The organism is Thermomonospora curvata DSM 43183 (assembly GCF_000024385.1).
GTDB lineage: Bacteria > Actinomycetota > Actinomycetes > Streptosporangiales > Streptosporangiaceae > Thermomonospora > Thermomonospora curvata.
The window spans coordinates 2,408,913-2,435,574 of sequence record NC_013510.1 but is presented as its reverse complement, the minus strand read 5'-3'; the positions used below and the strand labels follow the sequence as shown (position 1 = coordinate 2,435,574).

Below are 26,662 nucleotides of genomic sequence, written 5' to 3'. Positions count from 1 at the left end.
GCCCGCGGCCGCCGATGGCACAGCGCCGGTTCACTTGCCTGAGCGTTCGGCGGGTTCGGACCACCGCCACTGGGCCACTTTGCGCGGTATGACGGGAATCCGTCCGGTCACCCGCCGCACACCCCGGGTGATCGGGCGCCGCCGCCGGCCGGGCCGGTGGGTGACCGGGCCTCGTCCGGCGGCCCGCAGCTCGTCGATCAGCCGGTCCAGGTGGACCAGCAGCTCCCCGTGCAACGGCCAGTGGCCCGGGTCGCGGCGCAGCACCCTGCCCAGTTCGTTGCGGTGGCGCCGCGCCTGCGACAGCCGCCCCTCCAGCTCGGCGGTGAGCCGCACCGCCTCGTCGGCGGAGACCGTGGTGACCGCCCGGGTGTAGATGCGGGTGGCGGCGGCCAGCGCGCGCAAGGTGGCCGCCAGCCGCTCCCGCATGTCGGCCTCCCACATGTAGGCGCCCAGGCCCGTGCGGTCTTTCAGGCGCAGCTCGGTGCGGTCGGCCATGGAGCGGGCCACTCCGCGGATGCTGAGCGCGGAATGCTCCAGGTGGTGCAGGGCCGCGTGCAGCGCGGGGCTCGGCCCGGGCGTCACGCCCACCCGGCTGCGCGGGTTGAGGCGGACGCTCTCCTGCGCCTCGGCCAGGGCCTGGTCGATCTGCCGGATCTGCTGGGCCATCCTGCGGGCCCACCCCAGCCACTGTTCGGTGGTCCGCCGGTCGGGTTCGGCTTCCAGCCCGTCCGCCATCCGTTCCAGCAGCTGCTGCATCGAGCGGCCCACCTCCTCGATCGCCTCCTGGGCGGGCCGCACTCGGACCGGGGAGGCCACCAGCACCGACAGCAGCCCCACGGCCGCGCCGATCAGCGTCTCCTCCACCCGGGTGAGGGCGGCGGTGTCGCTGCCGACCTGCAGGATCAGCATCGCGCTGATCGGCGCCTCCAGCAGGTTGTCGCCCAGGCGCAGCAGCTGGCCCACCGTCAGCGCCACGGCGATGGTCAGGCCCAGGCTCCACCAGGTGAAGCCGACCAGGTCGGTCACGGCGACGGCCACCAGCACCCCCGCGGTGACGCTGACGATCCGCCGGCCCGCGCTGCGCAGCGTCCGGTACAGCGACACCTGGACGACCAGCATCGAGGTCAGCGGGGCCAGCATCGGAGCCGGCACCGGCAGCAGCCGCTGCGCCAGCAGGAACGCCGCCACCGCCGTCACCACCAGCCGGGCGGTGTAGGCGACGGCGGGTGCGGCGCCGCGGGCGGCCCGCCGCAGGTTCTCACGGGAGGCGGCGGCGCGGAGGCGCCGCACGGGCGGGAACCTCGACACCGGTGGAATGAGCCTTTTCACCATGGGGTTGTGGGCGGTCTTGGGCGGCCTGCGGTCACAGACTGCGATCTACCCGCCCCCACCCGGGAAAACGACGTGCCCGGCCGGTGCGTGGAGAACGGGCGGGCGCCCGTGAAGTGCGGCGCCCGCCCGCCGGAATGCCGCTCAGGCCGTTTTCAGCTCTTGACGCGCGCCTCCCGCAGGCTCTCCACCGGGTGCTCGCCGTCGGTCTGCAGCCGGTACTCGCGGCCGAACATCTCGCGGTGCCGGTCGATGACAACCTCGCTCGGCGCCTTCTGCGCGTCGTGGACGCGCTCTTGCATCCGCTGGAACCGTTCATGCGCGTCCCGGACGTACCCGGTGCCCAGCGTGGTCAGATCGACCTGCGTGGCCAGCAGGTTGCGCAGGAACTCCTTGTTGGGCTCGAAGGTGACCGGCGACGGCAGGCTGCGGGGCAGGATCGACTCCGGCTCCCGGCCGTCGTGCTTGCGCATCATGTCGCAGGCCAGCCGCAGGTGCTCCAGCTCCATGTTCAGGTGCAGCTCCCAGACGGCCTTCACCTTCCGGTCGCTTTCGGTCTCCATGAACGAGTGGTACAGGTAGCACTCGTTGTACTCGTGGAGGACCAGCCGCTCCCACCAGGTCTCCCCCGGGTCGAACAGGGACTCGTAGTGGGTGACGTGGGCCTCCTCGATGAGCCCGATCTCCTGGTAGAGCTGGCGGGCGATGGGCTCCATGTACATCGGGCCGACGTTCATGTAGAAGTTCATGGTCTGCTGCTCGGCGGACATGATGGTCAGCGCGTGCAGCCTGGAGATCGGGTCGACCCGGTTGCGGTCATAGGGGTCGCGCACGTTGTCGACCGGGTCGCGGTGCTGCATGAACGTGGGCCGGCCCGGCATGACCTCGGTGAGGTTGTCGACGATCTTCTCGGCCTTGCGGTGCTCGAGCATCTCGTAGAGGTTGGCGTACCGGTACAGGTGGTCGAAGTCCTCCAGCACGCCGAACTCGTAGGCCTGCCTGAGGTAGGGGTCGGGCTCCATCCGCGCCACCCAGCTGGTCAGGTCGGTGGCCACCTGCTCATACCCCAGGACCGTCTCCAGCACCGACGACTGGCCGGGCAGCAGCCAGTTGACGACCCTCTGCTGCTGGGCCTCGACATAGCGGATCTCGGCCAGCTGCTGCTTGGCCTCCAGCTGGGGGCAGACCCGCGCGAAGTTGTGGCTGAAGAAGATCGCCTCGGTCTCGATGCCGTTCATGGTGATGATCCGGCACCGGGTGTAGGGGTCGGCTCGATCCGGGTCGATCGGCTCGATATTGAGCTCGCTCCAGTTGCGGATCTGCCGGTCGAGCGGGATGCCCCGCTGTTCCAACGGATTGAACGTCATCGCGATACCTCACTGTGTCGTCGGGACATTCGCCGTACCCGGTGATCGGCGCGGCTCACGCGATGAATCCACAAATTTCCCTTGACGTATTTCTCCCATTCGGCCGGGAATGGCGGGCCTTGGCGTCGGGTACGGGCGGCAGGAATCGACCATTCACAGCCGAGGAGCGCATATGGCCGCCACAGGGACCATGACCAAGACGGACGTGACCGACCTGCTGATTCAGCAGCACGGTGAGATCCGCGACCTGTTCGATGAGGTCATGCGGCATTCCGGCGAGCGGCGCCGGGAGGCGTTCGGCAGGCTGGTGCGGCTCTTGGCGGTGCACGAGACCGCCGAGGAGGAGGTCGTGCACCCGCTCACCCGGCGCGGCATCGACGGCGGCGGGGGGATCGCCGACGACCGCCTGCGGGAGGAGCGCGGGGCCAAGGAGCTGCTGGCCGAGCTGGACGGCATGGACACCGACGATCCGCGTTTCCTGCCCAAGCTCGACAAGCTGCGCCTGGCGGTGCTCACCCACGCCCGCGCCGAGGAGCGCTATGAGTTCCCCCGCCTGCGCGACAAGTTCAGCGACGCCCAGCGCCGGGCCCTGGCCGCGGCGGTCAAGGCGGCCGAGGCCACCGCGCCCACCCATCCGCACCCCGGGGTGGAGAGCGCCACCGCCAACATGATCAAAGGCACGCTGGCGTCCATCACCGACCGGGTGCGCGACATCATCCGCAAGTCCTGAGCGGACGCGGGGAGGGCCTTGCGCGATGCCGGCCGCACTCCGGCCGGCATCGCGCCCCCGACGTCATGCGAACCCCAATCCGGGAAACGAAACATTTGACCAGAAGGTGACGTTCTCTGGTCTTTATCTCCTAAGGCGACGGGAACCATCCCGCGCAGCGAAATTTCCATTTATCACCGCACGCACGCTAACTAAAGGGGTTGACTTTTTTGCCCGCAGTGTCGGCGTCATCGGCCCCATCGGCGCACCCGGAACGCGCCAGGGGACGGCAAGGTCTTGAACGGCTGCTCACCATTCCCAGGGGGATCGCCCAGGTCGATTTCCAGCCGAACCACTGGACCGGCCTGGTGTTCCTCATCGCGCTGTTCGCAGGCGGCTGGCAGTTCGGCCTCTTCGCGCTGCTGGGAACGGTGGTCGCCACCCTCACCGCCGCCGTGCTCGGCGTCTCCTGGCCGGAGCGGATCCGGCCGGGGCTGGAGGGCTTCAACGGCACGCTGGTGGGCGTCGCCTTGGTGCTCTACCTGGACGTGCGGTGGATGACGGTGGCGCTCGTCATCGGCGGCGCGATCGCCGCCAGCGTGCTCACCTCGGCGCTGAACGTGCTGCTGACCCCCTACAACCTGCCCACTTTCACCGCGCCCTTCTGCATGGTCACCAGCGTGGCGGTGATCGGGGGCCCGGCCTTCAGCCGGGTGTGGGCCGGGCACGCCAGCACGCCCCCGCCCTCGGCCGCCGCCCCCGGCACCGCGATGACCTGGACCTACTTCTGGCAGGGCACGCTCAACGGCATCGGCCAGGTGTTCTTTCAGAACAAGTGGTACGTGGGGCTGATCTTCCTGGCCGGGCTGTTCATCGCCGGCTGGGTCACCGGGCTGGTGGCGCTGGTCTCCAGCCTGATCGGGCTGCTCACCGGCTGGGTGCTGGGCGCGCAGGCGGCGGACCTGGGAGCCGGCCTGTACGGCTACAACTCCGTGCTGACCGGGCTGGCGCTGTTCGGCACCTTCCTGGCGATAAGCCCCGTCAGCGCCGGGTACGCCGCGGTCGGCGCGGTGACGGCCGCGGGGCTGACCGCCGGTGTCGCCAACGTGTTCGACGTGGTCGGCGGACACACCCTCACCTGGCCGTTCGTGCTCGTCAGCTGGGTGTTCCTGGCGGCCGTCCCGATGTTCGGCAAGCTCCGGCGCGCCGGATGAGCGTTCCGGCGGCACGACCCAGAAAGGACCTTCGATGAATCTCACGCCCAGGGAGATGGAAAAGCTCGTCATCTTCGTCGTGGCGCAGATGGCGGCCAAGCGCCGGGAGCGGGGGCTGAAGCTGAACTACCCGGAGGCGGTGGCGCTGATCAGCCAGGAGATCATCGAGGCCGCCCGGGACGGCAAAAGCGTCGCCGAGTGCATGGAGCTGGGCAAACAGGTCCTCGGCCCCGACGATGTGCTGCCGGGCGTGCGCGGCATGCTGAAGCTGATCCAGGTCGAGGCGGTCTTCGACGACGGCACCAAGCTGGTCTCCTGCCACGACCCGGTGGGCGGCAAGTGATGACGGGCCGCAGGGTCGTGCTGGTCGGCGGCCACGAAAGCCGGCAGGGCCGCTGCCTTCCCCTCACGGAAGGCTCCGGCGAGCTGCGGGTGTGCGGCGCCGGGCGCGACCTGCACGCGGCCGTGCGGGCGGGCGGGCCGGTGGTGGCGGTGCCGATGACGCTCGGCCGGGACCCGGATCTGCCGCGCCTGGCCGCGCAGACCCTGCGGTGGGCATCCCGCGACCGCCCGCCGGGAGAGGTGCTGCTGGCCGAGCCGCTGGGCACCGTCCGGCACCTGGTCGGCTGGATCAGGGGCGTGCTGGCCCGGGCGCTGCGCGGCGCACCGCCGGACCGGGCGGCGCTGCTGGTGGCGCCCGCCGCGGGCCCGGAGCCGGACGCGGAGCTGTTCAAGGTGGCGCGGCTGGTGTGGCAGCACGCACCCGTCCGCCGGGTGGAGGTGGCGCTGCTCGGCGGCGAGCCGGACGTGGACGAGGGCGTGGACCGCTGCCTGCGGCTGGGGGCCGACGGCGTCGTGCTGGTGCCGGCCTCGTTCGTCCCGGCGCCGCAGCGGCCCGGCGTCCGGACCGCGGGGCCGCTGCTGGGCCCCGCCGCACTGGCCGCACTGATCCGCGCCCGCGCGGCCGAGGCGGAACTGCGGTGGGAGCGGCACGGCGACGACGGGACGGCGGCCACCGGCCACGGGCATCACCACGACCACGCAGATCGCCGCCGGGATCCGCCCGTTCCCGCGGCGACGAACCTGAAAGGGGCGGCATCCCATGTCCGATGACGACGTTTACCTGTACGGCGAAGGGGACATCGAGCTGAACGCCGGCCGGCCCAAAGTGACCATCGAGGTGCACAACACCGGCGACCGGGCCGTCCAGGTCGGCTCCCACTTCCACTTCTTCGAGGCCAACCGGGCGTTGAAATTCGACCGGGAGAAGGCGTTCGGCAAGCGCCTGGACATCCCCGCCGGCACCGCCGTGCGGTTCGAGGCCGGCGACACCAAGCAGGTCACCTTGGTCGAATACGGCGGCGGGCTGCGCCTGGTGGGGTTCGGCGGCCTGCTCAACGGCAGCGTGCGCTCCCGGGACGCCCGCCGGCGGGCCCTGCGGCGGATGCGGGAACGCGGCTACCTCGATGCGCCGGAGGAGTCTTCGCAGGAGCAGGAAAAGCCGTCCAAGAAGCCGGGTTCGGCGAAATCGAAGAAGAAGGGCTGAGCCGCCATGGCCACCATGAGCCGCAAGCAGTACGCGACGATGTACGGCCCGACGGTGGGCGACAGGTTCCGCCTGGGCGACACCAACCTCATCGTCGAGGTGGAAAAAGACCACATCGCGGGGCATTACGGGGACGAGACCCAGTACGGGGGCGGCAAGACCGCCCGGGACGGCATGTCGGCCGACCCGGCCTCCGGCAGCTCGGTCGCGTTGGACCTGGTGATCACCAACGTGGTGGTGATGGACCCGGTGCTGGGCATCGTCAAGGGCGACATCGGCGTCAAGGACGGCCGGATCGCCGGGATCGGCAAGTCCGGCAACCCGCACACCCAGGACGGGGTGGACCGGCGCCTGATCGTCAGCGCCAGCACCGAGGTGGTCTCCGGGGAGAACCTCATCGCCACCCCCGGGGCGATCGACACCCACGTGCACTTCCTGTCCCCGCAGCAGGCCCAGCACGCGCTCAGCAACGGGATCACCACGCTGCTGGGCGGCGGCACCGGCCCGGCCGACGGCAGCCGCGGCTGCACCACCACCCCGGGGCCGTGGAACATCGCCCGCATCCTGCAGGCCTATGAGAGCGTCCCGATCAACATCGGGGTGCTCGGCAAGGGCAACAGCAGCCTGCCGGTGCCGCTGGAGGAGCAGATCCGCGCCGGGGCCTGCGGGCTGAAGGTGCACGAGGACTGGGGCACCACCCCGGCCGTCATCGACTGCGCGCTGTCGGTGGCCGACGAGTTCGACATCCAGGTCAACATCCACACCGACACGCTCAACGAGGCCGGTTACGTCGAGGACACCATCGCCGCCATCAACGGCCGGGCCATCCACACCTACCACTCCGAGGGCGCCGGCGGCGGTCACGCCCCCGACATCCTGCGGGTGACCGGGGAGCCCAACGTGCTGCCGGCCTCCACCAACCCGACCCTGCCGTACACCGGCAACTCGGTGGATGAGCTGCTGGACATGACCATGGTCTGCCACCACCTCAGCTACGACGTGCCCGAGGACGTGGCGTTCGCCGACAGCCGGGTGCGCGCCGAGACCATCTCGGCCGAGACGGTGCTGCACGACCTGGGCATCATCAGCATCATCGGGTCGGACTCCCAGGCGATGGGCCGGGTGGGCGAGTCCTTCACCCGCGCCTTCCAGATGGCCCACCACAACAAGGACAAGCGCGGCCCGCTGCCGGAGGACTCCTCCCGCAACGACAACTTCCGGGTGCTGCGCTACCTGGCCAAGCTCACCATCAACCCGGCCCGGGCCAGCGGGATGGCCGACACCATCGGGTCGCTGGAGGACGGCAAGCTCGCCGACATCGTGCTGTGGCCGATCCACTCCTTCGCGGCCAAGCCGCTCATGGTGATCAAGGGCGGCATGATCAACTGGGCGCAGATGGGCGACCCGAACGCCTCCCTGCCCACGCCGCAGCCGGTGCGGTTCCGTCCCACCTACGGGGCCTACGGCGAGGCGCTCAGCACCACCTGCGTGACGTTCATGTCCATCGCCGCGATCGAGGCGGGCGTGCCCGAGCGGCTGGGCCTCAAGCGGCTGATCCGGCCGGTGAGCCAGTGCCGGACCGTCGACAAGCGGCACATGCTGCACAACTCGACGCTCGCGGAGATCAAGGTCGATCCGGAGACCTACCGGGTGACCGTGGACGGGGAGCCGGCGCACATCGAACCGGCCACGAAGCTGCCGCTGAACCGATTGTTCTTCCTGGCATGAACGGCCGCGCCGACCTGGGCGCACTGCTGGCCCAGCTTCAGCTCACCGACTCGGCCTTCCCCAGCGGCAGGTACACCCTCTCCCACGGGCTGGAGGGGTACGTCCAGCTCGGCCTGGCCGGGCCGGAGAACCTGCGGGAGCTGCTGACCGACCTGCTGCGCAACGCGGTGGGGCCGGGGGACGCGGCGGCGCTGGCGCTGGCGCACCGCGCCGCGGCCGCGCGGGACTGGGAGCGCCTGGCGGAGGTCGACCGGCGGCTGGAGGCGATCAAGCTCAGCCGCGAGCAGCGCGCCGCCTCGGTGCGGACCGGCCGGCAGGTGCTCGACACGGCGGTCTTCGCCTTCCCGACGCCGCCGGCCGTCCGCCTGGCGGAGCTGGTGGAGGACAAGGCCACGCCGGGCAATCACGCCGTCGTGGCCGGGGTGCTCCACGCGGGGCTGGGGGTGCCGGTGGCGCACGCGGTCGCCGCCGAGCTGCACGCGTTCGCCGTCGGCTGGACGACGGCGGCGGTGCGGCTGAGCTGCAGCGACTTCCGCCGCGCCCAGCGGCTGCTGCACCAGGTCCGCCCCGACCTCATCCGGGCCGCGCACACGGCGCTCGCCGCCGAAGACCCCCGCGACCTGCACGCCTCGGCGCCCGCCGCCGACATCGCCGCCGCCGCCCACGAACGGGCGGCGGCCCGGCTGTTCGCCACCTGACCACCGCGCACAAGGACACCCGATGCACCTGGAGAAGATCTTCAAAGTGGGGATCGGCGGCCCGGTCGGCTCCGGCAAGACCGCGCTGATCGAGGCGCTGGTCCCGCTGCTGCAACAGCGGGGCCACCGCCCCGGTGTGATCACCAACGACATCTACACCCAGGAGGACGCCGAGCACATCCGCCGCACGCTGGCCGGGACGCTGGCCCCGGAACGGGTCGTGGGGGTGGAGACGGGGGCCTGCCCGCACACCGCGGTCCGGGACGACCCGACCATGAACCTGGCGGCCGCGGCCGAGCTGCTGGAGCGCTTCCCCGAGCTGGACATGCTGCTGTTCGAAAGCGGCGGGGACAACCTGACGCTCACCTTCAGCCCGGCGCTGGCCGATGTGTACCTGTTCGTCCTGGACACCTCCGAGGGCGAGAAGATGCCGCGCAAGCGCGGCCCCGGCATCACCGACTGCGACCTGCTGATCATCAACAAGATCGACATCGCCCCGTACGTCCGCACCGACCTGCGGGTCATGGAGCGCGACGCGCGGGCGGTGCGCGGCGGCCGCCCGGTCGCGCTGACCGACTGCCTGACCGGCACCGGGGTCGATCAGGTCGCCGACTTCATCGAGTCGCGGGCGAGGGCGGCATGCGCCTCACCGGCGTAGCGGCGGCCGGCGAGCGGGTCTCCCTCGAGCGCTGCTCGCCGCAGTGGGTGCCCGAGCCGGTGCGGCGGCACGCCGCCGCCGTGGACGTGCTGCCGGTCGGCAGTCCCGGCAAGGTCGGGCTGCTGGAGCTGGAGTTCGAGCGGATCGCAGAGCGGACGGAGCTGACCGGCCACTACCAGAAGGCCCCGCTGCACATCACCCGCCCGCTCTACCTGGACCCGCGCGCTCCGGGCCTGCCGCACGTGATGCTCATGTCGTCCGGGGGCGGGGTGCTGCAGGGGGACCGCTACCGCATCGACGTCTCCTGCGGGGCGGGGGCGTCCGTGCGCCTGACCACCCAGAGCGCCACCCGGATCTACCGGATGGAACGCGATTACGCCACCCAGCTCATGGAGTTCACCGTGGGGCCCGGCGGTTACCTGGAGTATCTGCCGGATATGACGATCCCGTTCGGCGGGGCGCGCTACTACCAGCGGATCGGCGTCACCGCCCACCCGGACGCCACCGTGGTACTGGGCGAGACGCTGCTGGCCGGGCGGCTGGCCCGGGGGGAACGGCACGCCTACACCGCCTACTGCAGCGATGTGGAGGTGCGCGATGCCGCCGGGCGGCTGCTGTTCGCCGATCCGCTCCGCCTGGTGCCGGGGGAACGGGCCGCCACGGGGCCTGCGGTGATGGACGGCTTCGGAGTCCTGGCGTCCCTGTACGTCGTCACCGGGGCCGGGCCCGCGCACGCCGTGGCCGACGCGATGCACCGGGTGCTCGCAGGCTGCGGGCTGCGGGCGGGGGCCGGCGTGCTGCCGGGCGGGTGCGGCGCCTGGGCGCGCATCCTCGGGGAGCGGTCTCCCGAAGTCCAGGCCGCCTTCCGGCAGGCATGGGAGGCGGCACGCGAACTGCTGCCCGGGGCGCCGGGCGGGCACGAGAGGTGAAGAACATGGGGGTGCGGGAGAACCACGGCAACGGCTGAATCACCGGGAAAGGGCCGAGGCCTTTCTCTTAGACCGGCGTAAAGAGGGGCCGCCCCGCCACCCGGGGGTGCGGCCCGGTGTGCTCGCCGACATCGCCATCGGAGGAGCGCTGGGCGCCCTGGCACGTCATCTGATCACCGATGCGATGCCCGGGGCGCAGCACGGCTTCCCCTGGGGCACGCTGCTGGTGAACCTGCTGGGCTGCCTGGTCATGGGGGTGCTGACGACCTACCTGCTGCACAGCCGGCCGCATCCCTTCGCCCGCCCGTTGCTGGTGACCGGTTACCTGGGCGGGTTCACCACGTTCTCCCACCTCATCGACGGGATCGACGGCCTGGGCCGCGCCGGGGACTGGGATGTGAGCGTCGTTTACGCGGTGGCCAGCGTGGCGGGCGGGTGGATCGCGATCGTGGCGGGGCTGTGGCTGGGCGGGCTGCTGCCGCGCCGCACGCCCCGTCCCGAAGGCGGTGAACGGCCGTGATCGCGCTGCTGGTGCTCATCGGCGGGGCGTTCGGCGCCGTGCTGCGCTACCTGCTGGACGCCGAGGTCAAGCAGCGTTTCGGCAAGGCGTTCCCGTGGGGGACCCTGACGGTCAACCTGCTGGGCGCGGGAGCGTTGGGGGCGCTGCACGGAACGGGCGCGGGCACCGAGTGGGAGGCCCTGATCGGCACGGGCGTGTGCGGGGCGCTGACGACGTTCAGCACCTTCGAGCTGGAGACCGTCCACCTGTTCCAGGACGGCGCCTACGGCAAGGCGGCGTTGAACGTGCTCGTCTCGCTGGGGCTCGGGCTGGCCGTCTTCGCGCTCCTGTACGCCCTGTTCCGGGCGGTGTGAGGGCCGCCGGGCGGTGCGGAGGGCGCCCGCGTGAGGAGCCGGCGGCATTTCCGGCCGGCGGGCGGAAACGTCCCGGGCATGGCCGCGAGCGACACGGGGATCGACCCGGGCAAGTGGCTGCGCCGGTCCCTGTCCCTGTCGGGGGAACGTCCCTCCTGGTCCCAGGCCCTGCGGGCGGCGGTCGCCTTCGGCGCGGTGACCGCGGCGGCGCTGGCCTGGGGCGAGCTGCAGGCCGGGGTGTTCGCCGCGTCCGGCATGGTGCTGGGGGTGATGCAGCCGGAGACCGGCCCGTACCGGTCGCGGGTGCTGGGTCTGCTCGTCCCGCAGCTGGCCGGTGCGGCGGGGCTGGTCATCGGGCAGCTCTCCCATGGGCACGGCTGGTGGGCGGTGGCGGTGACCGCGCTGGTCGCGCTGGTGTCCGGGCTGATCAGCTCGATCGGCAGGGTGGCCTCGGGGGCCGGGCTGAGCCTGCTGTTTTTGAACGTGATCGGCACCGGGCTGCCGGCGAGCGGGGCGCTGTGGCTGCCCCCGCTATGCCAGCTGGCGGGCGGGGCGTTCTACCTGCTGCTGGCGCTGCTGAGCTGGCGTCTGCAGGGCACCGGCGCCGACCCCGGGCACCGGGCCGTCGCCGAGGTGTACGACAAGGCCGCCGATCTCCTCCAGGCCCTGCCCCGCGCCGGCGACGCCCAGGCGGCGCTGAACGCGGCCGTGGACGCCGCCCAGGACGCGCTGATGCGTCACCAGATCCGCGGCGAGGGCGGCTGGGACGCCCAGACGCGGTGGCTGGTCGCCATGCTCAACGCGGCCACTCCCCTGCTGGAGGCGGTCACCGTGCTCGCCCGGTCGGCCCGGCCCGCGCCGGCGGGGGCGGCCGAGGCGGTGCGGCGGATCGCCGAGGCCGTGCGGGCCGGCCGCCGGGACGCCCGCATCGCGCCGGTGCCGGGCGATCCGGTGCTCGCCCGGTCCATCGAGTACGCCCGGGCGCGGCTGTCGCAGCCGCACCCGGAGGATCCCGACTGGCTGGGCCTGCCCGAGCCCCTGCCGGTGCGGGCGCTGGCCGCCGTCCGCACGGCCTGCGCCTCCGGGGCGGCCTGGCGGTACGGGGCGCGGCTGGCCCTGTGCATGGCGATCGCCTCGGCGATCGTGGAGTCCGGCGCCGTGCTGCGCGTGCTGTGGGTGCCCACGGTGCATTCGGTGTGGCTGCCGCTGACCGTGGCGGTGATCTTGAAGCCGGACTTCGGGTCGGTGTTCACCCGTGCGCTGCTGCGGGCGCTCGGCACGGTCGCCGCGGCCGTCCCCACCTTGCTGGTGCTGGTGCTGGTGCCGCGGGGGTGGGCCGCGGTCCCGCTCGCGGCGTTCTTCGGCGGGCTGATCCCCGTCCTGAAGGTCAAGTCCTATGCGGCGCGCACGGTGGCGGTCACGCCCTTGATGCTCTTTTTGTTCGACATGGTCTCCCCGCAGCCGTCCGATGAGCTGGTGCTGGCCCGGCTGTCGGACACCCTGCTGGGCTGCCTGATCGTGCTGGTGTTCGGTTACGCCTGCTGGCCGGAGAGCTGGCGGGCCCGGCTCGGGGAGCGGCTGGCCGCGGGATTGGAGTCGGCCGCCGGCTACCTGGAGGAGGCGTTCACCGGCTCCCATGCGGCATGGGCCCGTCACCGGCGGGCGCTGCAGCGCGATCTCAGCGCCGTGCAGAACGCGCTGCGGCAGACGCTGGCCGAGCCGCCGCCGGCCGGCCGCCGGGGCGCGGCCTGGTGGCCGGTGCTGATGGCGCTGCAGCAGCTGGTGGACGCCGTCACCGCCGCCGCCGTCGAGGTCCGGGAGGGCGCCGCGCCCCCGCCGCCCCGGGAGGTGGCGGCGCTCGCGGAGGAGCTTCGGCAGATGGCGGTGGCGGTCCGCAGGGAACGGCCGCCGCCGACCGGGGAACCGCCGCCCGTGGGCGATGCGAACGTCCTGGAGGATGTCGCCGTCCAGGTGCACCGCCTGCGCCAGGCCCTTCCCCTTTAAGGCCGCCCCTGGGGAGCAGGCCTGTCCGCTCACCACATGGGCTCAAGGGCCGGAAACCCCTGCGGCGGGCCGCACGGCGCCGTCCGGCCTGCGAGGCGCCCGCACGAGAACGGCGGGACGAGAAGGTTCAGCGCCGGTGCCGCGCCTCGATGCGCTCGGCGGCGAGGTGACCGACCACCGTGCATCCGAGGAGGAGGATGAGCACGGCCAGCCACAGCAGGCCCGCCGGGGAGAGCACCGGCCGCAGGGCGCCGGCGGTCAGGGCGCCGGACAGCAGGGCGGCGATCGAAAGGAGCCGGTGGCGTTGCGCGGGGGGCGCGGCGGGCTCGGCGACCAGTGAGGTCAGCGTGGTGGTGACGACCGTGGTGTTCAGGTGGGGCACCTTCAGGACGCGCACGATCGCATACTCCCAGCCCAGGGCGAAGGCGAGCAGCGCGATGTTCGGCCAGCGCACCCAGGATTCGGAGAACCCGTGCCGGGAGGACAGCACCGCGGCCATGGCGATCAGCACGGTCTGCACCGCGGTGCCGGCCGGCAGCAGCCGGTGGCGGCGCTGCTCGAACCGGGCCCGCAGCAGGCGCCCGCCGCAGGCCGCCCCCGCCGCAAAAGAGATCAGCGCCAGTCCCGGGGGCAGCATCTCCCCGTAACCGGCCAGGCCGAGGCCGAGGATGAGGACGTTCCCGGTCATGGCGGCCACGAAGACCCGCCCCAGCTCCAGGAAGCTCACCGCGTCGATCATCCCGGTGATGAAGGTCAGTGCGACGAGCAGGTGCGGCCAGGGCCCCTCGACCCGGCCGCTCGCACCGGTCGCGGCGCCCATCGGCGGGGCTCAGCCGATGCGCAGCTCGGTGTCCAGGCCGAGGGCCTCCTCGCGGGGGCCGGGGCGGAGGTTGAACAGCTTGTCCACGACCTTGCCGATGAGGTAGGTGAGCACGAAGCTGTAGGCGCCGACGGCGAGGATGGCGACGAGCTGCTTGCCCAGCAGGGCGATGGAGCCGCCGAAGACCAGGCCGGCGGTGGCGCTGCCGTACTTGCCGGTGGCCAGCAGACCCAGCAGCGTCACGCCGACGATGCCGCCGACGCCGTGGATGCCCGCCACATCCAGGGTGTCGTCGTATCCGACGGTGGTCTTGATCTCCACGGCGTAGGTGCAGACGACGGCGGCGACGATGCCGATGGCCGTGGCGCCGAACAGGTTGACGTACCCGCAGGCCGGGGTGATGGCCACCAGGCCGGCGAGGGCGCCGGTGGTGCCGCCCAGGCGGGAGAAGTGACCGAAGCGCGCCCGCTCCAGCAGCATCCACACCAGCATCGCCACGCACCCGCACATCATCGTGTTGACCACCGCGTTGGCGGCCAGGGCGCCGTCGGTGAGCGCCGATCCGCCGTTGAAGCCGAACCAGCCGAACCACAGCAGCCCCATGCCCGTCATGACCAGCGGGATGTTCTTCGGCCGCGGGGGTTCCTCCCGGCGGAAGCTCAGGCCTGGACCGAGCGCCAGCGCCAGGGCCAGGCCGGCGATCCCGGAGTTGAGCTCGACGACCAGGCCGCCGGCGAAGTCCAGCACCCCCCAGCGGTTGAGCCAGCCGCCCTTGGAGAACACCCAGTGGGCGACCGGCAGGTAGACCAGGGTCACCCAGATCACCCCGAAGATCATCCAGGGGCCGAGCCGGACCCGGTTGGCGACCGAGCCGCTGATCAGCGCGAGCGTGATGATCGCGAAGACGAGCTGAAAGAGGGAGAACACATAGACCGGGATGACCTCGCGCATCACCGACGGGGTGGTCCGGAAGAACTCCCACTGGCCCCAGCCGATCAGGCCGAGCCCGCCCACGTCTTCGCCGAAGGCCAAGCCGAAGCCGTAGACGAACCAGATGACGGTCACCACGGCGATGGAGACGAAGCTCATGTACAGGACGCTGACCAGATTCTTCGCCCGGACCATTCCGCCGTAGAACAGGGCGAGCCCCGGCGTCATGAGCAGCACCATGGCGAAACTGACGAGCACCCATGCGGAATCGCCAGTGTTCAGCGTTTCTTCCATAGTCGAACTCCCGGCTTCAAGCCAGCATCATCGAATTTCCGCCAACCGGTGGTCATGAGAGCCTCGTCCGGGAGCCCCGGCGGCGTGCACTCCCGTGCCGTCCCGGGTAGCATCGCTGCTCTCCTGGCTGCGATGCCCCCGCACACATCCTGCGAAAACGGCGGGTGGGAAAAGGTTCATCGAGATATGGGAATCCGATGAGCAGGTAAGGAAGGCCGCCGAAGCAGGCCGGGGAAAATCGCCCTCCGCGGGCTTTGCCCGCACCCATCCCGCCACCCCTGCAGGGTTTTTCACTTTCCTTCCATTGGGACGTCCTTGGCTTTACGGACCAGCCCTCCGGCGAGGCACCGCCGACAAACAAGAGCCCCGAAGACGCGGGGCTCCCGGCCGCGCGATCAGGAAATCCACGCCGTCCGCAGAACAGGGTTCACCGCCTCTGATCGCGGCTTTGCAAAAACCACCGAGAGTCGTTCCGGAGGTTTCGATGTCGGGTCACTCCGCCACTAATGCCCAACACATATAGTGATCGATTGACTGCTTTGAGTATCGGGGGTTCCAGGCGATGAAGACCATCACAAGTCCGCGGCCATGGCTGCTGGCCGCGGGCTCCACGGCGGCGGTGACGGCCGTCCTGGTCGCGGGGGGCCTGGCGATCAAGAAGGTCGCCGGGCCGCAGCTGCGCATCACGACCGTCCGGGACGGCGCGGTGCTCAACCGGGCCGACGCCGCGCGGCAGACCCTCGTCATCGAGGCCGGCGAACCCGGCAAGGTGCGCGCCCGCCTGGACGGCCGGCCCCTGGCGCTGCGCCGGCAGGGCGGCAGGCTGGTGGCCGAGCTCGGGGCGCTGGCCGAGGGCGAGCACGAACTGTCGGTGTCGGCCCCCGGCAGCCTGCCGCTGACCGACGGAGGCGACACCCGCCGCTTCACCGTCGACGCCACACCGCCGTCGGTCACGGTCCACGGCCTGCGCAGCGGCGCCAACGGGCAGGCCCCTCACCTGGTGGCCGCGGGGCTGCGGCGGCCGTTCTCGCTGAGCGGGGAGGTCAAGGGCGCGGTCCGGGTGCTCAGCGACGGACGCCCGGCCAAGGTGCGCAAGGGCAAGTTCACGCTGGACTACCCGTTCCCGCCGGACATGGTGCGCATCACCGCCTACGACGCCGCCGGCAACCGCACCGACCACCACGTCCCGGTGGTCGTGCCGCACCCGGAGACCCGCGCGGTGCACGTCACCGCCCTGGCCTGGGCCTCCAAGCCGCTGCGCGAGCGGATCTTGAAGATGATCCGCGAGAAGCGGATCAACGCCGTCCAGCTCGACATCAAGGACGAAGACGGCATCATCGGCTACGACTCCCAGGTGCCGCTGGCCCGGGAGGTCAAGGCCACCCGCGGCATCTACGACGCGCGCCAGGCCCTCGACCAACTGCACGCCATGAACGTGCGGGTGATCGGCCGCATCGTCGCCTTCCGCGACCCGCAGCTGGGCAAGGCGTCCTGGCGGGCCGGCAAGCGCGACCGCCTGGTCCGCACCCCCGACGGAGGCGCCTACGGCTCCCAGTACGGGGCGCAGTCGTTCACCAACCTCGCCCACCCCGAGGTCCGCAAGTACAACATCGACCTGGCCGTGGAGGCGGCCAGGCTGGGCTTCGACGAGATCCTCTACGACTACGTGCGCCGCCCGGACGGGCCGCTGAAGTCGATGCGCTTCCCCGGCCTGCGAGGGTCGGTGGAAGACAGCGTGGCCTCCTTCATCGCCGAGACCCGGCGGCTGGTGCGGCCGCACGGGGCGTTCCTGGGGGCGTCGGTCTACGGCATCGCCGCCACCCGGCCGCACGAGATCGGGCAGGACATCGCCAAGATCGGCAAGCACGTCGACTACGTGGCGCCCATGCTCTACCCCTCGCACTGGGGGGCGGGCGAGTTCGGGCTCAAGAACCCCAACGCCGAGCCCTACAAGACCGTGTACGCCTCGATGCTGACCTTCCACAAGGTGCTGCGCGGCACCTCGGCGCAGATCGTCCCCTGGCTGCAGGACTTCTCGCTGGGGCACCCCTACGGAGTGGCCGAGGTCAAGGCGCAGATCGAGGCGGCGGCCAAGACCGGCAGCAAGTCGTTCCTGCTGTGGGATCCGGCGGTGCGCTACCACCCCGAGGCGCTGACGCCGGGAGCGATCGGAAAGAGCACATGACCATGGGGCTGAAGAAGATCACGGCCGTCGTCGCGGCCGTCGCGCTGGCGGGCGCGGCCTGCTCGGGCGGGCCGCAGACCACCGCCAAGGAGGCCGCGGCGCGCGGCCAGGCCGCCGCCGGCGCCGCCCGCCCGCAGATCGACCCGGCCACGGTGCGCGCCAACGAGCTCGGCCTGGTGCCGGTGCTGATGTACCACCAGATCGTGCCCAAGCCCACCACGGTCTACGACCGCACCCCGGCCGACTTCCGCGCCGAGCTGGAGCGGCTGGCCAAAGAGGGCTATGTGCCGATCACCGCGGCCGAGCTGGCCAGTGGGCGGATCGACATCCCCGCCGGACGGCACCCGGTGGTGCTGACCTTCGACGACAGCACCATCAGCCAGTTCGCGCTGGGTCCCGACGGCAGGCCCAAGCCCGACACCGCGATCGGGATCCTGCTGGAGGTCTCCCGCCGCCATCCGGGATTCCGCCCGGTGGCGACCCTGTTCGTCAACGGCGCCCCGTTCAACGACGCGGACGGCCGACGGACGCTGGGCTGGCTGCACCGCAACGGCTTTGAGATCGGCAACCACACCCTGACGCACCTCAATTTGGGCTCGGCGAGCGCCGCGCAGGTGCAGCGGGACATCGCCGCCAACCAGAAGGCCATCACCGAGGCGGTGCCCGGGCTGACCGTCCAGACGCTGGCGCTGCCGTTCGGCATCCACCCCAGGCGGCCGGAGCTGGCACGGCGCGGCGAGCACGGGGGGATCCGCTATGAGCACCGGGGCGTGTTCCTGGTGGGGTCCAACCCGTCGCCGTCCCCGTACGCGGCCGACTTCGATCCGCTGAACATCCCGCGGATCCGCTCGCAAGGCCCGCGCGGGGAGGACGCGGAGTTCGCCTCCACCCGCTGGCTGGACAAGCTGGCCGCCGGGGGCGACCGCTACACCTCCGACGGCGACCCGTCCGTCATCTCCTATCCGCGGGGCTCGTCCGTGCAGATCGCCCCGGCCTGGCGGAAGATGGCCCGGCCCTACTGAAGGCCCGGCGGTGGTCCGCCGCCCCGGCCTCCGGGACGGCGGACCATTGCGGATCCGGCGACGGGACGCCCGGGTCAGCGTCCGCTCGCCCGCCGCCGGACCAGGGACACCCCGCCGGCCACGGCCGCGATCACCAGCGCCGCCAGGACGACCCACAGCCAGCCGCTGGAACCGCCGCCGCTCTGGGAGGCGGCGGGGCTCGCCGAGACCTCAGGGGTCGCCGGGGCCGTCTGGGCGGGCTCGGCGGAGGCGGTGGGCGTCTGCGGCGTGCCCTCGACGGTGAAGTCGTAGGTGCCGGTGATCGGGTGGCCGTCCTGGGCGACCACCCGCCAGCTGACCGTGTAAGTCCCCGGCTCCAGCGTCCCTTCGATCGCCTGGATGACCTTGACGCCGTCGACCTGGGCCGCCCCGCTCTGGTGCGTGGCGCCGCCGGCGTCGGTCACCACCACCCGCGGCACCATCACCTCGTCGTTGAAGGTCAGCACGATCTGCGAGGGCGGCGGCACCGTGGAGTCCTTGGCCGGCGAGGCCTCCTTGAGCGTGGTGTGGGCCTGCGCCGGGGCGGCCGCGACCAGCACGGCCGCCAGCGCGCAGAGAACCGCCACGACGACCCCGGCCGCGCCGCGACGGCGGGCGTCAGCACGCGTCATGAACATCACACAACCTCTTTCGTCCGGTTTCACCTGGTCAAAGCAGCGCGAACACCGAACGAGGAGGACTGCGCAGCCCCACCGAATGCCGCAGCAGCGCCGCCCGCACCCGCACGCACGGCGCCCGCCACCCGCCCACCACGGGCCGCCGCGGAAGCGGAGCCGCCTCCAGCAGGGCGAGCACGGCCCGCAGCGAGAACGCGGCGACCCGCCGCGCCAGCGCCCAGGCCAGGCGCTCCCCCCGCCACAGCCACCAGGCCGAGACCGCCGCCGCGACCAGGTGCGCCAGCGTCATCCCGGCGCCGCCCGACACCGTCTCCGGCACACCGCTTCCGTGCCCGGCATGCCCCGCGGCACCCCCGCACTGCACCGCCGCGAACAGCACGTGCAGCCCGAACTGCCCGCCCAGCAGCCCCGCCAGGATGGTCACCGCCGACCGCTCATGCCCCGCCAGCAGCCAGGCGACCCCGAGCACCCCCAGCCCGCCGATCCCGGCCGCCGCCCACGGCACCGCCTCCTGAGAGACCCCGACGTGCCCGGCCACCGTCAAGGACACGCACACGGCCGCAAAGGACGAGGCGCGCAGCAACCGGCAGGGCGGGGGCATAGCCATGACGCTCCCATCATGCCACCGGCCTCCCCGCCCCCTCCCGACACCCGAAGTCCCCCGCTCCCCGTAACCGATGCGCAAGAACCCCTCCGGATGCGCTACTCTTTTCACGCGACGGCAGACAAGCCGCCGGGGCGATTAGCTCAGTGGGAGAGCGCTTCGTTCACACCGAAGAGGTCACTGGTTCGAACCCAGTATCGCCCACCAGCGCTTACACAGCTCATCGAAGGTCTCGGAGTCAAGCTCCGGGGCCTTTTTCGATCTTGGAGGTCGTCCGGGGCCGTCGTCACGACGGTCACACGGACCGGCTTCGGGCGAAGACCGTGTTCATGGTCTCGGCGCCCTCGGTGATGACGGGCCCTGAGCCGATGGTGATGGATCTTCTCGGTCATGGGCCGCGCCGGCGTGGCCGATGAGGTCGGCGATGGTCTCCAGGGGCATGCCGCTGTCACTCACGATCGGCACGAACGAGTGACGGAGCTTGTGGGGCGTCCAGTTCTCGCCGACGCCCGCCTTACAGGTGATCACCCGGAACGCTCGCCGGACGTTTGCAGCGTCGAGAGGATCGCCGGTGCGGGTGCAGAAGACCAAGCCGCGACCCACCCGCTCCCCTCGCTTCGAGCCACCGGGCCGGCCTTCCGGCACTGCCGGGGACGAACGGCGTTCAACGAGTTGCGCTCGCGTCCTTGAAACGCTGCTTCTCCGACAGCGGCGGCGCTCTGATAGTCACAGCGAGCAGGACTTGCAGAACTCGCGAAAGTACATCTTGCAAGACGGAGAGGATGTTCTTGCTCACCTTTGGCACTGAGTGCCATCATGGCCGGGCCGTTCACCGGGCGGCCTTTTTGCAGGTGTCCGCGCTGCTCTGAAAGGCTTTGCGGGTCGGCTTGCCCGGTCTGTATCGATGGGGAGGTAGTCCATGGGGCGTCTGGCGGGCAAGGTCGCCTTCATCACCGGGGCCGCGCGCGGGCAGGGGCGGGCCGAGGCCGTCCGGCTCGCCGCCGAGGGGGCCGACATCATCGCGATCGACCTCGTCGACAACCCCAGCCGGTACGTCAAGTACCCGGCGGCCACGCAGGCCGATCTGGACGAGACCGCCAAGCTGGTGGAGCAGCAGGGGCGGCGGGTGCTGGCCCGCAAGGCGGACGTGCGGAAGCTGGACGAGCTGGAGGCGGTGGTCCGGGAAGGGGTCGCTCAGTTCGGGCGGCTGGATGTGGTGGTGGCCAACGCCGGGATCGTCAACTACGGGCGCACCTGGGAGCTGGACGAGGAGCAGTGGCAGGACCTGATCGACATCAACCTCACGGGGGTGTGGAAGACGGTCAAGGCCACCGTGCCGGTGCTCCTTGAGCAGAAGCAGGGCGGGTCGGTCATCATCATCAGCTCGGTGGCGGGCCTGAAGGGGCTGCCCTTCCTGGCCCACTACGCCGCCGCCAAGCACGGGGTGGTGGGGCTGGCCAAGACGCTGGCCAACGAGCTGGCCGAGCACGACATCAGGGTCAACACGATCCACCCGCACGGGGTCCGCACGGGCATGACCGACGACTCGATGCGGGACTTTTTGGCCCAGTCGCCCATGCTCGCGCCCATCTACATGCCGGCCCTGCCCTACCAGATGGTCGAGCCCGAGGACATCGCCAACATGGTCGCCTTCCTGGCCTCCGACGAGAGCAAGTACATCACCGGCGCCCAGCTGCCCGTCGACCTGGGCGCTCTCAACCGGTGAGCCCTTCGTGACCGGGCGTCCGGAGAAGCCGGGAACGCCCGCCTCATCGCCTGCCAAGGCAGACGCACGCCCCCGTCCCGCCGGCGGACGGGGGCGTGGCGTTTCCTCCCCTTCAAAGAGCGCGCACCGGCGCGTGAGCGATGTGCGGTGCTCCCGTGGCACCAGGCGCCGATACCCGTGCCTTCCCAGGTCATCGCATCGCCCCTGACCGCAAGGATCCCGTCCCCGCGCTGCGGAGACGACGCGGCGAAAAGGTTCGGTGGTGCAGATCGCGGTGCGGCGGGCAGGGGCGTGGGTGTTTGATCGTGCTGTCGGAATGCGCGCGATGTGCGGAGGTGGGCCCATGGATCACGCCGCCGGGTCCGGTGCGACGTCCAAGCGGGTGCTGGAGGAGCTGGACCGCCAAGAGTGCCTGCGGCTGATCGCCCCGGGCGGGATCGGGCTGGTGGCCTTCGACGACGGGGAGGGACCGGCCCTCATCCCGGTCAACTACGTGCTGGACGGGGAGTCGGTGGTCTTCCACACCTCCCTGGGCGGGCGGCTGAACCGGAGCCTGACGGCGATGCCGCACGGAACGGGGCTGCGCATCGCCTTCGGCGTGGTGCGGATCGACGAGGCCGCGCGGGAGGGGTGGAGCGTGATGCTCCGCGGCGGTGCCCACCGCATGTCCGAGGAGGAGAGCGCGGCGGCCCCGCAGGTGGAGTCCTGGCCCGAGGGCGAGCGGGAGGCCCACTTCCGGCTGACCCCCACCAGCATCAGCGGCCGCCGCGTCCGCCGGCCCTGAACGAGCCGGCCGGCGTTGTGCGCGGCGCACGCCGCCGAGCGCCTCGCATTGGCGCCGTCACAGACGACGGTAGGCCGAAGTGTTGACTCACGGTGATCAGGCACGGACGCTGACTGCCGACCGGGGAGATCCGGCCCCGGCGGGGCAAGGGAGGCGCGCGTGCTGGTGCGAAGACTTCTCGCCGTGATGGCGGTGGCAGTGGTGGCGAGCGCGATGGCGGCGCCGCCGGGGCACGGTGCGACCCACCGGCACAGGCCGGTGATCTTCGTCCACGGCTTCAGCGGATCGGGCGGCCAGTTCGAAACGCAGGCCCGGCGGCTGACCGGCAACGGGTACCGGGCCGACCTGATCGAGGCCCACGAGTACGACTCGCTGTTCGAGGTCAACACCCCCGAGCAGGTCTATGCGGGGCTGGACCGGCGGATCGACCGGCTGCTGAAGAAGTCGGGGGCCGACAAGGTCGATCTGCTGGCGCACTCGCTGGGGACCGCCTTGATGCAGGCCTACCTGCGCAGCTCGCCGGAGCGGGCCGCCAAGGTCGCCCACTATGTCAACCTCGACGGGGCGACCTCGCCCGACCAGCCGGGCGGCGTGCCGACGCTGGCGGTATGGGGCGAGGGCTCGCCCGAACGGCGGATCGGCGGGGCAAAGAACGTCTACTTCCCCGACCAGGCCCACACCGAGGTCGTCACCTCGGCGAAGACCTTCGCGGCGTTCTTTGAGTTCTTCACCGGGCGGGCCCCGCGCACCACGGCGATCGTCCCGGAGGCGGTGGTGCGGCTGTCGGGACGCACGGTGCTGTTCCCCAGCAATGTGGGAGCCGACGGGGCGCGCATGGAGATCTTCGAGGTGGACCCGCGCACCGGTGCGCGCAAGACCCGCCGGCCGCTGGCGGCCTACCGGATCGGCCCGGACGGGCGGTGGGGTCCGTTCCTGGGACGCGGCGGCGCCCACTATGAATTCGCGGTGATCTGGGACGAGGGCACCGTGCACCACACCTACTTCCAGCCGTTCCGGCGTTCGGACGCCCTGGTCCGCGTGCTGACGAGCCGTCCGGGCGAGGGGGTCTCCGGCCGGGTGGAGACCGGTGACCGGCACGTCAGCCTGGTGATCAACCGGCAGCGGGAATGGTGGGGCGACCAGGGGGCGGGCGGCGACGCGCTGTGGATCAACGGCCGGCAGGTGCTGAACGCGGCCAACGCGCCGCGCACCAAGCGGGTGATCGGGATCTTCGCCTATGACGCCGGCCGCGACGGGGTCACCGATCTGAGCGCCCCGATCCCGTCCTTCTTCGAGCAGCCGTTCCTGACCGGCGTGGACGTGTTCATCCCGGCGAGCGCGGCGGGCCGGCCGATCCCGGTGGTCTCCCGGCCGCGCGGCGGCTCCGGCGCGCTGGATGTGCTGGTGGTGCCGGCCCTGCCGTCCAGCAAGCACCGGTTCACCGTGCAGTTCGACGACTACGTGGGCTGACCCGGGCCCGGGGCCGCAGGCGTCCCCTGCGGCCCCGGGCGGGGCGGTCAGCTGCCGGGGGCGGCGGCCCTTCTTGAGGTCGCTCAGGACGTCGCCGGAGCGGCAGGCTTCCAGGTCGCGTCCCGCGGGGGCGTTCTGCCACTCGGCCGGCGCACCCCGCGCCGGGCGGGCGCCGCACGATGATGCGGGCGCGGTAGGGGACGTCAGTCCTTGGTCCAGGGCGTGTAGTCGACGATGTTCCAGGGCAGCGTGAACTCGTAGATCACCAGGTAGGCGATGACCAGGGCGCCCACCAGCACGCCGCCGGCCACGCCCAGGATGGTGTTGCGCCGCCGGGCCCTGGGGTCCAGGGCCTTCTCCTTGGCCTTCTCGGCGGCCGCGCGGGCCCGGCGCAGCGCCCGCTTGGCCCAGGCGAACTCGGTGGCCAAGATGGCCAGGCCGACGATGATGCCCAGCATGCCCGGCCCGGGCGTGATCATCATCACCAGGCCGCCCAGCAGCACGGTCACCCCGACGGTGAAGACGCCGATCCGCCAGGTGGTGTTGAGCAGCCGGTTGCGGCGGATGTATTCGCGGAAGCGATGGAACCTGCCGGAGACGGCCCTGGTGGCGTCCTCCACGGCCGCTTCGGCTTCCTCGACGGCCTCTCCGACGGCTGCGGCGGTCTGATCCATCAGTTCCGATGCGCCCCGCCGCTTCTCGTCACGGTCCATCGCCACCTCGAACCCCATGCACTCTCCCCCGGCTGTCGCGGGTCGAATCGGTCCTGCCCCCGTCCGGAATGCTCATCAGCGTACTCACCGGGTACCGAGGAGCTTCGGCCCCCTGGAGTGTCCCCAAGGTCGATTCCGGACGACTCACCGGTAGGACGCCGAAGATCGGACCGAAGTTCGCCACTGAGCCGAATCTGATTCTTTGGCGGTGGCCGCATCGGGCCGCCGGGCGCGCCCCGGCAACCGGCGGGGCCTGAAACACGTTCACAGTGCGGGTCCACGGTGCGGCCATGGAGGGTCCCCAGCACGTCCCCATCGCCCATCTGCGGGGCGTTTGCCCAGGTCAAACCCGGTTTTCGGGGAAGTGATATAGATCACACAACCCCCTGGAGGTGGAATGTTCCCACAAGTTCCGGCAGTTACGCGTCATAGATCGCGGGGACATCCGTGGAAAGGGAGTTCAGCTCCGGTGGTTGCCCCGCGTGCTCGCGGGACCGACGTTCGAAGGATTGGCCATGGACAGCAGTAGGACCATCTCAGCCGAGCTTGGCCTCCGGCTCGTCGTTCCCGACCGCACGACCGTTCCGCTGCTCGCCGAGGTGGAGTACGCCACCGACGATCCGTACGCCATCCGGATGTCCTTTTACGTGGGCAACGACGAACCGGTGGAATGGATCTTCGCCCGCGAGTTGCTCACGGTCGGAATCGTGCGCCGGGTCGGGGACGGCGACGTGCAGGTCTGGCCCGCCGAGCCCGGCGGCGACCGCATCGTGCACATCGCGCTGTCCTCCCCCTTCGGCGACGCCCTGTTCGAGGTGCCGCTGCCGCCGCTGGCGGAATTCCTGCACCGCACCTACCGGGCGGTGCCGGCGGGCCGGGAGGCGGAGTTCATCGACATGGAGGCCGAGCTGGAGAACCTGCTGTGGCCGTCTTGACCGGGTGAAGGACGCCGCCGGGACCGTGCGTCCTCACTCGTCCAGCAGCGCGATCTGCCGCATCTTGTTCATCGCATCCAGCGCCGCCACCTTGTAGGACTCCGCCAGCGTGGGGTAGTTGAACACCGCGTCGACCAGGTAGTCCACCGTCCCGCCGCAGCCCATCACGGTCTGCCCGATGTGAACCAGCTCGGTGGCCCCGGTACCGAAGACGTGCACCCCCAGCAGGGAACGGTCCAGCGGCGACACCAGCAGCTTGAGCATCCCATAGGAATCGCCGATGATCTGCCCGCGCGCCAGCTCCCGGTAGCGCGCCACACCGACCTCGAAAGGGATCTTGGCGGCGGTCAGCTCGTCCTCGGTGTGCCCCACGAAGCTGATCTCGGGAATGGTGTAAATCCCGATGGGCTGCAGCTCGTGAATGCCCCCGGCCGGCTCCCCGCAGGCGTGGTGAGCGGCCAGCCGCCCCTGCTCCATCGACGTGGCGGCCAGCGAGGGGAAACCGATCACATCGCCTACGGCGTAGATGTGCGGGACGGCGGTGCGATAACAGTCGTCCACGGCGATCCGGCCGCGCTCGTCGGCGGTCAGCCCCGCGGCCTCCAGCCCCAGGTCGTCGGTCATGCCGTGCCGTCCGGCCGAGTACATCACGGTGTCGGCCGGGATGCGCTTGCCGCTTTCCAGGATGGTGATCGCACCGCCCGGGCGCTTTTCCACCGCTTTGACGTTCTCCCCGAACCGGAAGGTCACCGCCAGGTCGCGCAGGTGGTATTTGAGCGCTTCCACGATCTCCAGATCGCAGAACTCCAGCATCCGCTCCCGCCGCTCCACCACCGTGACCTTGGTGCCCAGCGCGGCGAACATGGAGGCGTACTCGATGCCGATCACCCCGGCGCCGACCACCACCATGCTGTCGGGGATGCGTTTCAGGCGCAGGATGCCGTCGGAGTCGATGATGGTCTCATCGTCGAACTCCACGGACGCGGGCCGGGCCGGCCGGGTGCCGGTGGCGATGACGATCTTGTCGGCGGTCAGCTCGCGCCGCTGCCCGCCGCCGTCGGTGACCTCGACGGTGTGCGGGTCCAGGAAACGGGCGGTGCCGGTCACCACGGTGACGCGGTTGCGGGCCAGCTGGCTGCGGATCACGTCCACCTCGCGGCCGACCACATGCCGGGTGCGCATGCCCAGATCGGCGACGGTGATCTCCTCTTTGACCCGGTAGCTCTGGCCGTACAGCTCGCGCTGGTTGAGGCCGGTCAGGTACAGCACGGCCTCGCGGAGGGTTTTGGAGGGAATGGTGCCGGTGTTGATGCAGACACCGCCGATCATGTCCCGCCGGTCGACGATCGCCACCCGGCGACCGAGTTTGGCCGCGGCGATCGCCGCGCGCTGCCCACCGGGCCCGGACCCGATGACGAGGATGTCGAAGTCACGCACCCCTCAAGTGTCGCCATACCGGAATGAACAC

At 71.3% G+C, this 26,662-nt stretch carries 27 protein-coding genes and 1 tRNA gene; 19 read left to right on the top strand and 9 right to left on the bottom strand.

Features of this window, described 5'->3' with window-relative positions; translation table 11 throughout:
* Positions 1 to 30: 30 nt before the first annotated feature.
* Entirely contained in the window at positions 31 to 1,290 is a 1,260-nt protein-coding gene (locus tag TCUR_RS10260; RefSeq protein WP_012852423.1) for an FUSC family protein, read from the bottom strand.
* Between the two features lie 194 nt (positions 1,291 to 1,484).
* The gene (locus TCUR_RS10255; RefSeq protein ID WP_012852422.1) at positions 1,485 to 2,696 is read right to left on the bottom strand and encodes a hypothetical protein; all 1,212 of its coding nucleotides are present in this window, start codon (positions 2,694 to 2,696) and stop codon (positions 1,485 to 1,487) included.
* 172 nt (positions 2,697 to 2,868) lie between these two features.
* On the opposite strand from TCUR_RS10255, the gene TCUR_RS10250 reads away from it, so the two are divergent.
* From TCUR_RS10250 to TCUR_RS10195, 12 genes are all read left to right on the top strand, one after another.
* On the top strand, positions 2,869 to 3,426 hold the full coding sequence (locus TCUR_RS10250; RefSeq protein ID WP_012852421.1) for a hemerythrin domain-containing protein: 558 nt from the start codon (positions 2,869 to 2,871) through the stop codon (positions 3,424 to 3,426).
* A 218-nt stretch (positions 3,427 to 3,644) separates the two neighbouring features.
* Positions 3,645 to 4,619 carry an urea transporter gene (locus TCUR_RS10245; protein ID WP_041439499.1) on the top strand — a complete coding sequence of 325 codons (975 nt, stop codon included), beginning with the start codon at positions 3,645 to 3,647 and terminating at the stop codon, positions 4,617 to 4,619.
* A 34-nt stretch (positions 4,620 to 4,653) separates the two neighbouring features.
* Positions 4,654 to 4,962, top strand: a complete 309-nt coding sequence (locus TCUR_RS10240; RefSeq protein ID WP_012852419.1) for an urease subunit gamma — start codon at positions 4,654 to 4,656, stop codon at positions 4,960 to 4,962.
* Positions 4,962 to 5,732, top strand: a complete 771-nt coding sequence (locus tag TCUR_RS10235; RefSeq protein WP_012852418.1) for a sirohydrochlorin chelatase — start codon at positions 4,962 to 4,964, stop codon at positions 5,730 to 5,732. The genes TCUR_RS10240 and TCUR_RS10235 overlap by 1 nt, the downstream gene beginning before the upstream one ends.
* Positions 5,722 to 6,165 (top strand): urease subunit beta, encoded by a 444-nt coding sequence (gene ureB / locus TCUR_RS10230; protein ID WP_012852417.1) that lies wholly within the window; start codon positions 5,722 to 5,724, stop codon positions 6,163 to 6,165. Before TCUR_RS10235 ends, ureB begins: the two co-directional genes overlap by 11 nt.
* A gap of 6 nt (positions 6,166 to 6,171) precedes the next feature.
* Complete coding sequence (ureC, locus tag TCUR_RS10225) at positions 6,172 to 7,893, top strand: urease subunit alpha (RefSeq protein ID WP_012852416.1); 1,722 nt, start codon at positions 6,172 to 6,174, stop codon at positions 7,891 to 7,893.
* A complete protein-coding gene (locus tag TCUR_RS10220; RefSeq protein WP_012852415.1) occupies positions 7,890 to 8,591 on the top strand; it encodes an urease accessory protein UreF in 702 nt (233 codons plus the stop codon). The genes ureC and TCUR_RS10220 overlap by 4 nt, the downstream gene beginning before the upstream one ends.
* 22 nt (positions 8,592 to 8,613) lie before the next feature.
* Positions 8,614 to 9,249: an urease accessory protein UreG gene (gene ureG / locus TCUR_RS10215; RefSeq protein ID WP_012852414.1), complete on the top strand. Its 636-nt coding sequence runs from the start codon at positions 8,614 to 8,616 to the stop codon at positions 9,247 to 9,249.
* Positions 9,231 to 10,178, top strand: coding sequence for an urease accessory protein UreD (locus tag TCUR_RS10210; RefSeq protein ID WP_012852413.1), 948 nt, complete (start codon positions 9,231 to 9,233; stop codon positions 10,176 to 10,178). The genes ureG and TCUR_RS10210 overlap by 19 nt, the downstream gene beginning before the upstream one ends.
* A 118-nt stretch (positions 10,179 to 10,296) precedes the next feature.
* On the top strand, positions 10,297 to 10,698 hold the full coding sequence (locus TCUR_RS10205) for a fluoride efflux transporter FluC (RefSeq protein WP_012852412.1): 402 nt from the start codon (positions 10,297 to 10,299) through the stop codon (positions 10,696 to 10,698).
* A complete protein-coding gene (gene crcB, locus TCUR_RS10200) occupies positions 10,695 to 11,051 on the top strand; it encodes a fluoride efflux transporter CrcB (RefSeq protein WP_012852411.1) in 357 nt (118 codons plus the stop codon). Before TCUR_RS10205 ends, crcB begins: the two co-directional genes overlap by 4 nt.
* A 78-nt stretch (positions 11,052 to 11,129) precedes the next feature.
* On the top strand, positions 11,130 to 13,055 hold the full coding sequence (locus tag TCUR_RS10195; protein ID WP_041439494.1) for an FUSC family protein: 1,926 nt from the start codon (positions 11,130 to 11,132) through the stop codon (positions 13,053 to 13,055).
* Between the two features lie 127 nt (positions 13,056 to 13,182).
* Here the strand turns inward: TCUR_RS10195 and TCUR_RS10190 are convergent, their stop codons facing one another.
* Together TCUR_RS10190 and TCUR_RS10185 are read right to left on the bottom strand one after the other, a co-directional pair.
* The gene (locus TCUR_RS10190; RefSeq protein ID WP_012852409.1) at positions 13,183 to 13,875 is read right to left on the bottom strand and encodes a YoaK family protein; all 693 of its coding nucleotides are present in this window, start codon (positions 13,873 to 13,875) and stop codon (positions 13,183 to 13,185) included.
* A 9-nt stretch (positions 13,876 to 13,884) separates the two neighbouring features.
* Complete coding sequence (locus TCUR_RS10185) at positions 13,885 to 15,099, bottom strand: ammonium transporter (protein ID WP_012852408.1); 1,215 nt, start codon at positions 15,097 to 15,099, stop codon at positions 13,885 to 13,887.
* Between the two features lie 562 nt (positions 15,100 to 15,661).
* Between TCUR_RS10185 and TCUR_RS10180 the strand changes: the two genes are divergently transcribed.
* Together TCUR_RS10180 and TCUR_RS10175 are read left to right on the top strand one after the other, a co-directional pair.
* On the top strand, positions 15,662 to 17,284 hold the full coding sequence (locus tag TCUR_RS10180) for a putative glycoside hydrolase (RefSeq protein WP_012852407.1): 1,623 nt from the start codon (positions 15,662 to 15,664) through the stop codon (positions 17,282 to 17,284).
* Positions 17,281 to 18,306 carry a polysaccharide deacetylase family protein gene (locus TCUR_RS10175; RefSeq protein WP_012852406.1) on the top strand — a complete coding sequence of 342 codons (1,026 nt, stop codon included), beginning with the start codon at positions 17,281 to 17,283 and terminating at the stop codon, positions 18,304 to 18,306. Before TCUR_RS10180 ends, TCUR_RS10175 begins: the two co-directional genes overlap by 4 nt.
* 74 nt (positions 18,307 to 18,380) lie before the next feature.
* On the opposite strand, the gene TCUR_RS10170 is transcribed toward TCUR_RS10175, so the two are convergent.
* Complete coding sequence (locus tag TCUR_RS10170) at positions 18,381 to 18,956, bottom strand: copper resistance CopC family protein (protein WP_148232982.1); 576 nt, start codon at positions 18,954 to 18,956, stop codon at positions 18,381 to 18,383.
* 37 nt (positions 18,957 to 18,993) lie between these two features.
* Positions 18,994 to 19,569: an MFS transporter gene (locus tag TCUR_RS10165; RefSeq protein WP_148232981.1), complete on the bottom strand. Its 576-nt coding sequence runs from the start codon at positions 19,567 to 19,569 to the stop codon at positions 18,994 to 18,996.
* Positions 19,570 to 19,698: 129 nt separating this feature from the next.
* Between TCUR_RS10165 and TCUR_RS10160 the strand changes: the two genes are divergently transcribed.
* A tRNA-Val gene (locus tag TCUR_RS10160) sits at positions 19,699 to 19,773 on the top strand.
* Positions 19,774 to 19,893: 120 nt separating this feature from the next.
* On the opposite strand, the gene TCUR_RS28600 is transcribed toward TCUR_RS10160, so the two are convergent.
* Entirely contained in the window at positions 19,894 to 20,169 is a 276-nt protein-coding gene (locus TCUR_RS28600) for a tyrosine-type recombinase/integrase (protein WP_353745285.1), read from the bottom strand.
* Between the two features lie 316 nt (positions 20,170 to 20,485).
* On the opposite strand from TCUR_RS28600, the gene TCUR_RS10155 reads away from it, so the two are divergent.
* From TCUR_RS10155 to TCUR_RS10145, 3 genes are all read left to right on the top strand, one after another.
* Positions 20,486 to 21,292 carry a mycofactocin-coupled SDR family oxidoreductase gene (locus tag TCUR_RS10155; protein WP_012852403.1) on the top strand — a complete coding sequence of 269 codons (807 nt, stop codon included), beginning with the start codon at positions 20,486 to 20,488 and terminating at the stop codon, positions 21,290 to 21,292.
* A gap of 343 nt (positions 21,293 to 21,635) precedes the next feature.
* Entirely contained in the window at positions 21,636 to 22,076 is a 441-nt protein-coding gene (locus TCUR_RS10150) for a pyridoxamine 5'-phosphate oxidase family protein (protein WP_012852402.1), read from the top strand.
* Between the two features lie 159 nt (positions 22,077 to 22,235).
* Complete coding sequence (locus TCUR_RS10145; RefSeq protein WP_012852401.1) at positions 22,236 to 23,546, top strand: alpha/beta fold hydrolase; 1,311 nt, start codon at positions 22,236 to 22,238, stop codon at positions 23,544 to 23,546.
* A gap of 203 nt (positions 23,547 to 23,749) precedes the next feature.
* On the opposite strand, the gene TCUR_RS10140 is transcribed toward TCUR_RS10145, so the two are convergent.
* On the bottom strand, positions 23,750 to 24,277 hold the full coding sequence (locus tag TCUR_RS10140; protein WP_012852400.1) for a PGPGW domain-containing protein: 528 nt from the start codon (positions 24,275 to 24,277) through the stop codon (positions 23,750 to 23,752).
* Between the two features lie 497 nt (positions 24,278 to 24,774).
* On the opposite strand from TCUR_RS10140, the gene TCUR_RS10135 reads away from it, so the two are divergent.
* Positions 24,775 to 25,194 carry an SsgA family sporulation/cell division regulator gene (locus TCUR_RS10135; protein WP_012852399.1) on the top strand — a complete coding sequence of 140 codons (420 nt, stop codon included), beginning with the start codon at positions 24,775 to 24,777 and terminating at the stop codon, positions 25,192 to 25,194.
* Positions 25,195 to 25,227: 33 nt separating this feature from the next.
* Here the strand turns inward: TCUR_RS10135 and sthA are convergent, their stop codons facing one another.
* Entirely contained in the window at positions 25,228 to 26,631 is a 1,404-nt protein-coding gene (sthA, locus tag TCUR_RS10130) for a Si-specific NAD(P)(+) transhydrogenase (RefSeq protein WP_012852398.1), read from the bottom strand.
* Positions 26,632 to 26,662 lie beyond the last annotated feature (31 nt).

What these genes read in the sequence shown, in the direction of transcription:
- TCUR_RS10255 (WP_012852422.1), bottom strand. Translation starts at nt 2,696, where the DNA reads ATGACGTTCAATCCGTTGGAACAGCGGGGCATCCCGCTCGACCGGCAG.
- TCUR_RS10250 (WP_012852421.1), top strand. Translation starts at nt 2,869, where the DNA reads ATGGCCGCCACAGGGACCATGACCAAGACGGACGTGACCGACCTGCTG.
- TCUR_RS10240 (WP_012852419.1), top strand. Translation starts at nt 4,654, where the DNA reads ATGAATCTCACGCCCAGGGAGATGGAAAAGCTCGTCATCTTCGTCGTG.
- TCUR_RS10235 (WP_012852418.1), top strand. Translation starts at nt 4,962, where the DNA reads ATGACGGGCCGCAGGGTCGTGCTGGTCGGCGGCCACGAAAGCCGGCAG.
- ureB (WP_012852417.1), top strand. Translation starts at nt 5,722, where the DNA reads ATGTCCGATGACGACGTTTACCTGTACGGCGAAGGGGACATCGAGCTG.
- ureC (WP_012852416.1), top strand. Translation starts at nt 6,172, where the DNA reads ATGGCCACCATGAGCCGCAAGCAGTACGCGACGATGTACGGCCCGACG.
- TCUR_RS10220 (WP_012852415.1), top strand. Translation starts at nt 7,890, where the DNA reads ATGAACGGCCGCGCCGACCTGGGCGCACTGCTGGCCCAGCTTCAGCTC.
- ureG (WP_012852414.1), top strand. Translation starts at nt 8,614, where the DNA reads ATGCACCTGGAGAAGATCTTCAAAGTGGGGATCGGCGGCCCGGTCGGC.
- TCUR_RS10210 (WP_012852413.1), top strand. Translation starts at nt 9,231, where the DNA reads ATGCGCCTCACCGGCGTAGCGGCGGCCGGCGAGCGGGTCTCCCTCGAG.
- TCUR_RS10195 (WP_041439494.1), top strand. Translation starts at nt 11,130, where the DNA reads ATGGCCGCGAGCGACACGGGGATCGACCCGGGCAAGTGGCTGCGCCGG.
- TCUR_RS10190 (WP_012852409.1), bottom strand. Translation starts at nt 13,875, where the DNA reads ATGGGCGCCGCGACCGGTGCGAGCGGCCGGGTCGAGGGGCCCTGGCCG.
- TCUR_RS10185 (WP_012852408.1), bottom strand. Translation starts at nt 15,099, where the DNA reads ATGGAAGAAACGCTGAACACTGGCGATTCCGCATGGGTGCTCGTCAGT.
- TCUR_RS10180 (WP_012852407.1), top strand. Translation starts at nt 15,662, where the DNA reads ATGAAGACCATCACAAGTCCGCGGCCATGGCTGCTGGCCGCGGGCTCC.
- TCUR_RS10175 (WP_012852406.1), top strand. Translation starts at nt 17,281, where the DNA reads ATGACCATGGGGCTGAAGAAGATCACGGCCGTCGTCGCGGCCGTCGCG.
- TCUR_RS10170 (WP_148232982.1), bottom strand. Translation starts at nt 18,956, where the DNA reads ATGACGCGTGCTGACGCCCGCCGTCGCGGCGCGGCCGGGGTCGTCGTG.
- TCUR_RS10165 (WP_148232981.1), bottom strand. Translation starts at nt 19,569, where the DNA reads ATGGCTATGCCCCCGCCCTGCCGGTTGCTGCGCGCCTCGTCCTTTGCG.
- TCUR_RS10155 (WP_012852403.1), top strand. Translation starts at nt 20,486, where the DNA reads ATGGGGCGTCTGGCGGGCAAGGTCGCCTTCATCACCGGGGCCGCGCGC.
- TCUR_RS10150 (WP_012852402.1), top strand. Translation starts at nt 21,636, where the DNA reads ATGGATCACGCCGCCGGGTCCGGTGCGACGTCCAAGCGGGTGCTGGAG.
- TCUR_RS10140 (WP_012852400.1), bottom strand. Translation starts at nt 24,277, where the DNA reads ATGGGGTTCGAGGTGGCGATGGACCGTGACGAGAAGCGGCGGGGCGCA.
- TCUR_RS10135 (WP_012852399.1), top strand. Translation starts at nt 24,775, where the DNA reads ATGGACAGCAGTAGGACCATCTCAGCCGAGCTTGGCCTCCGGCTCGTC.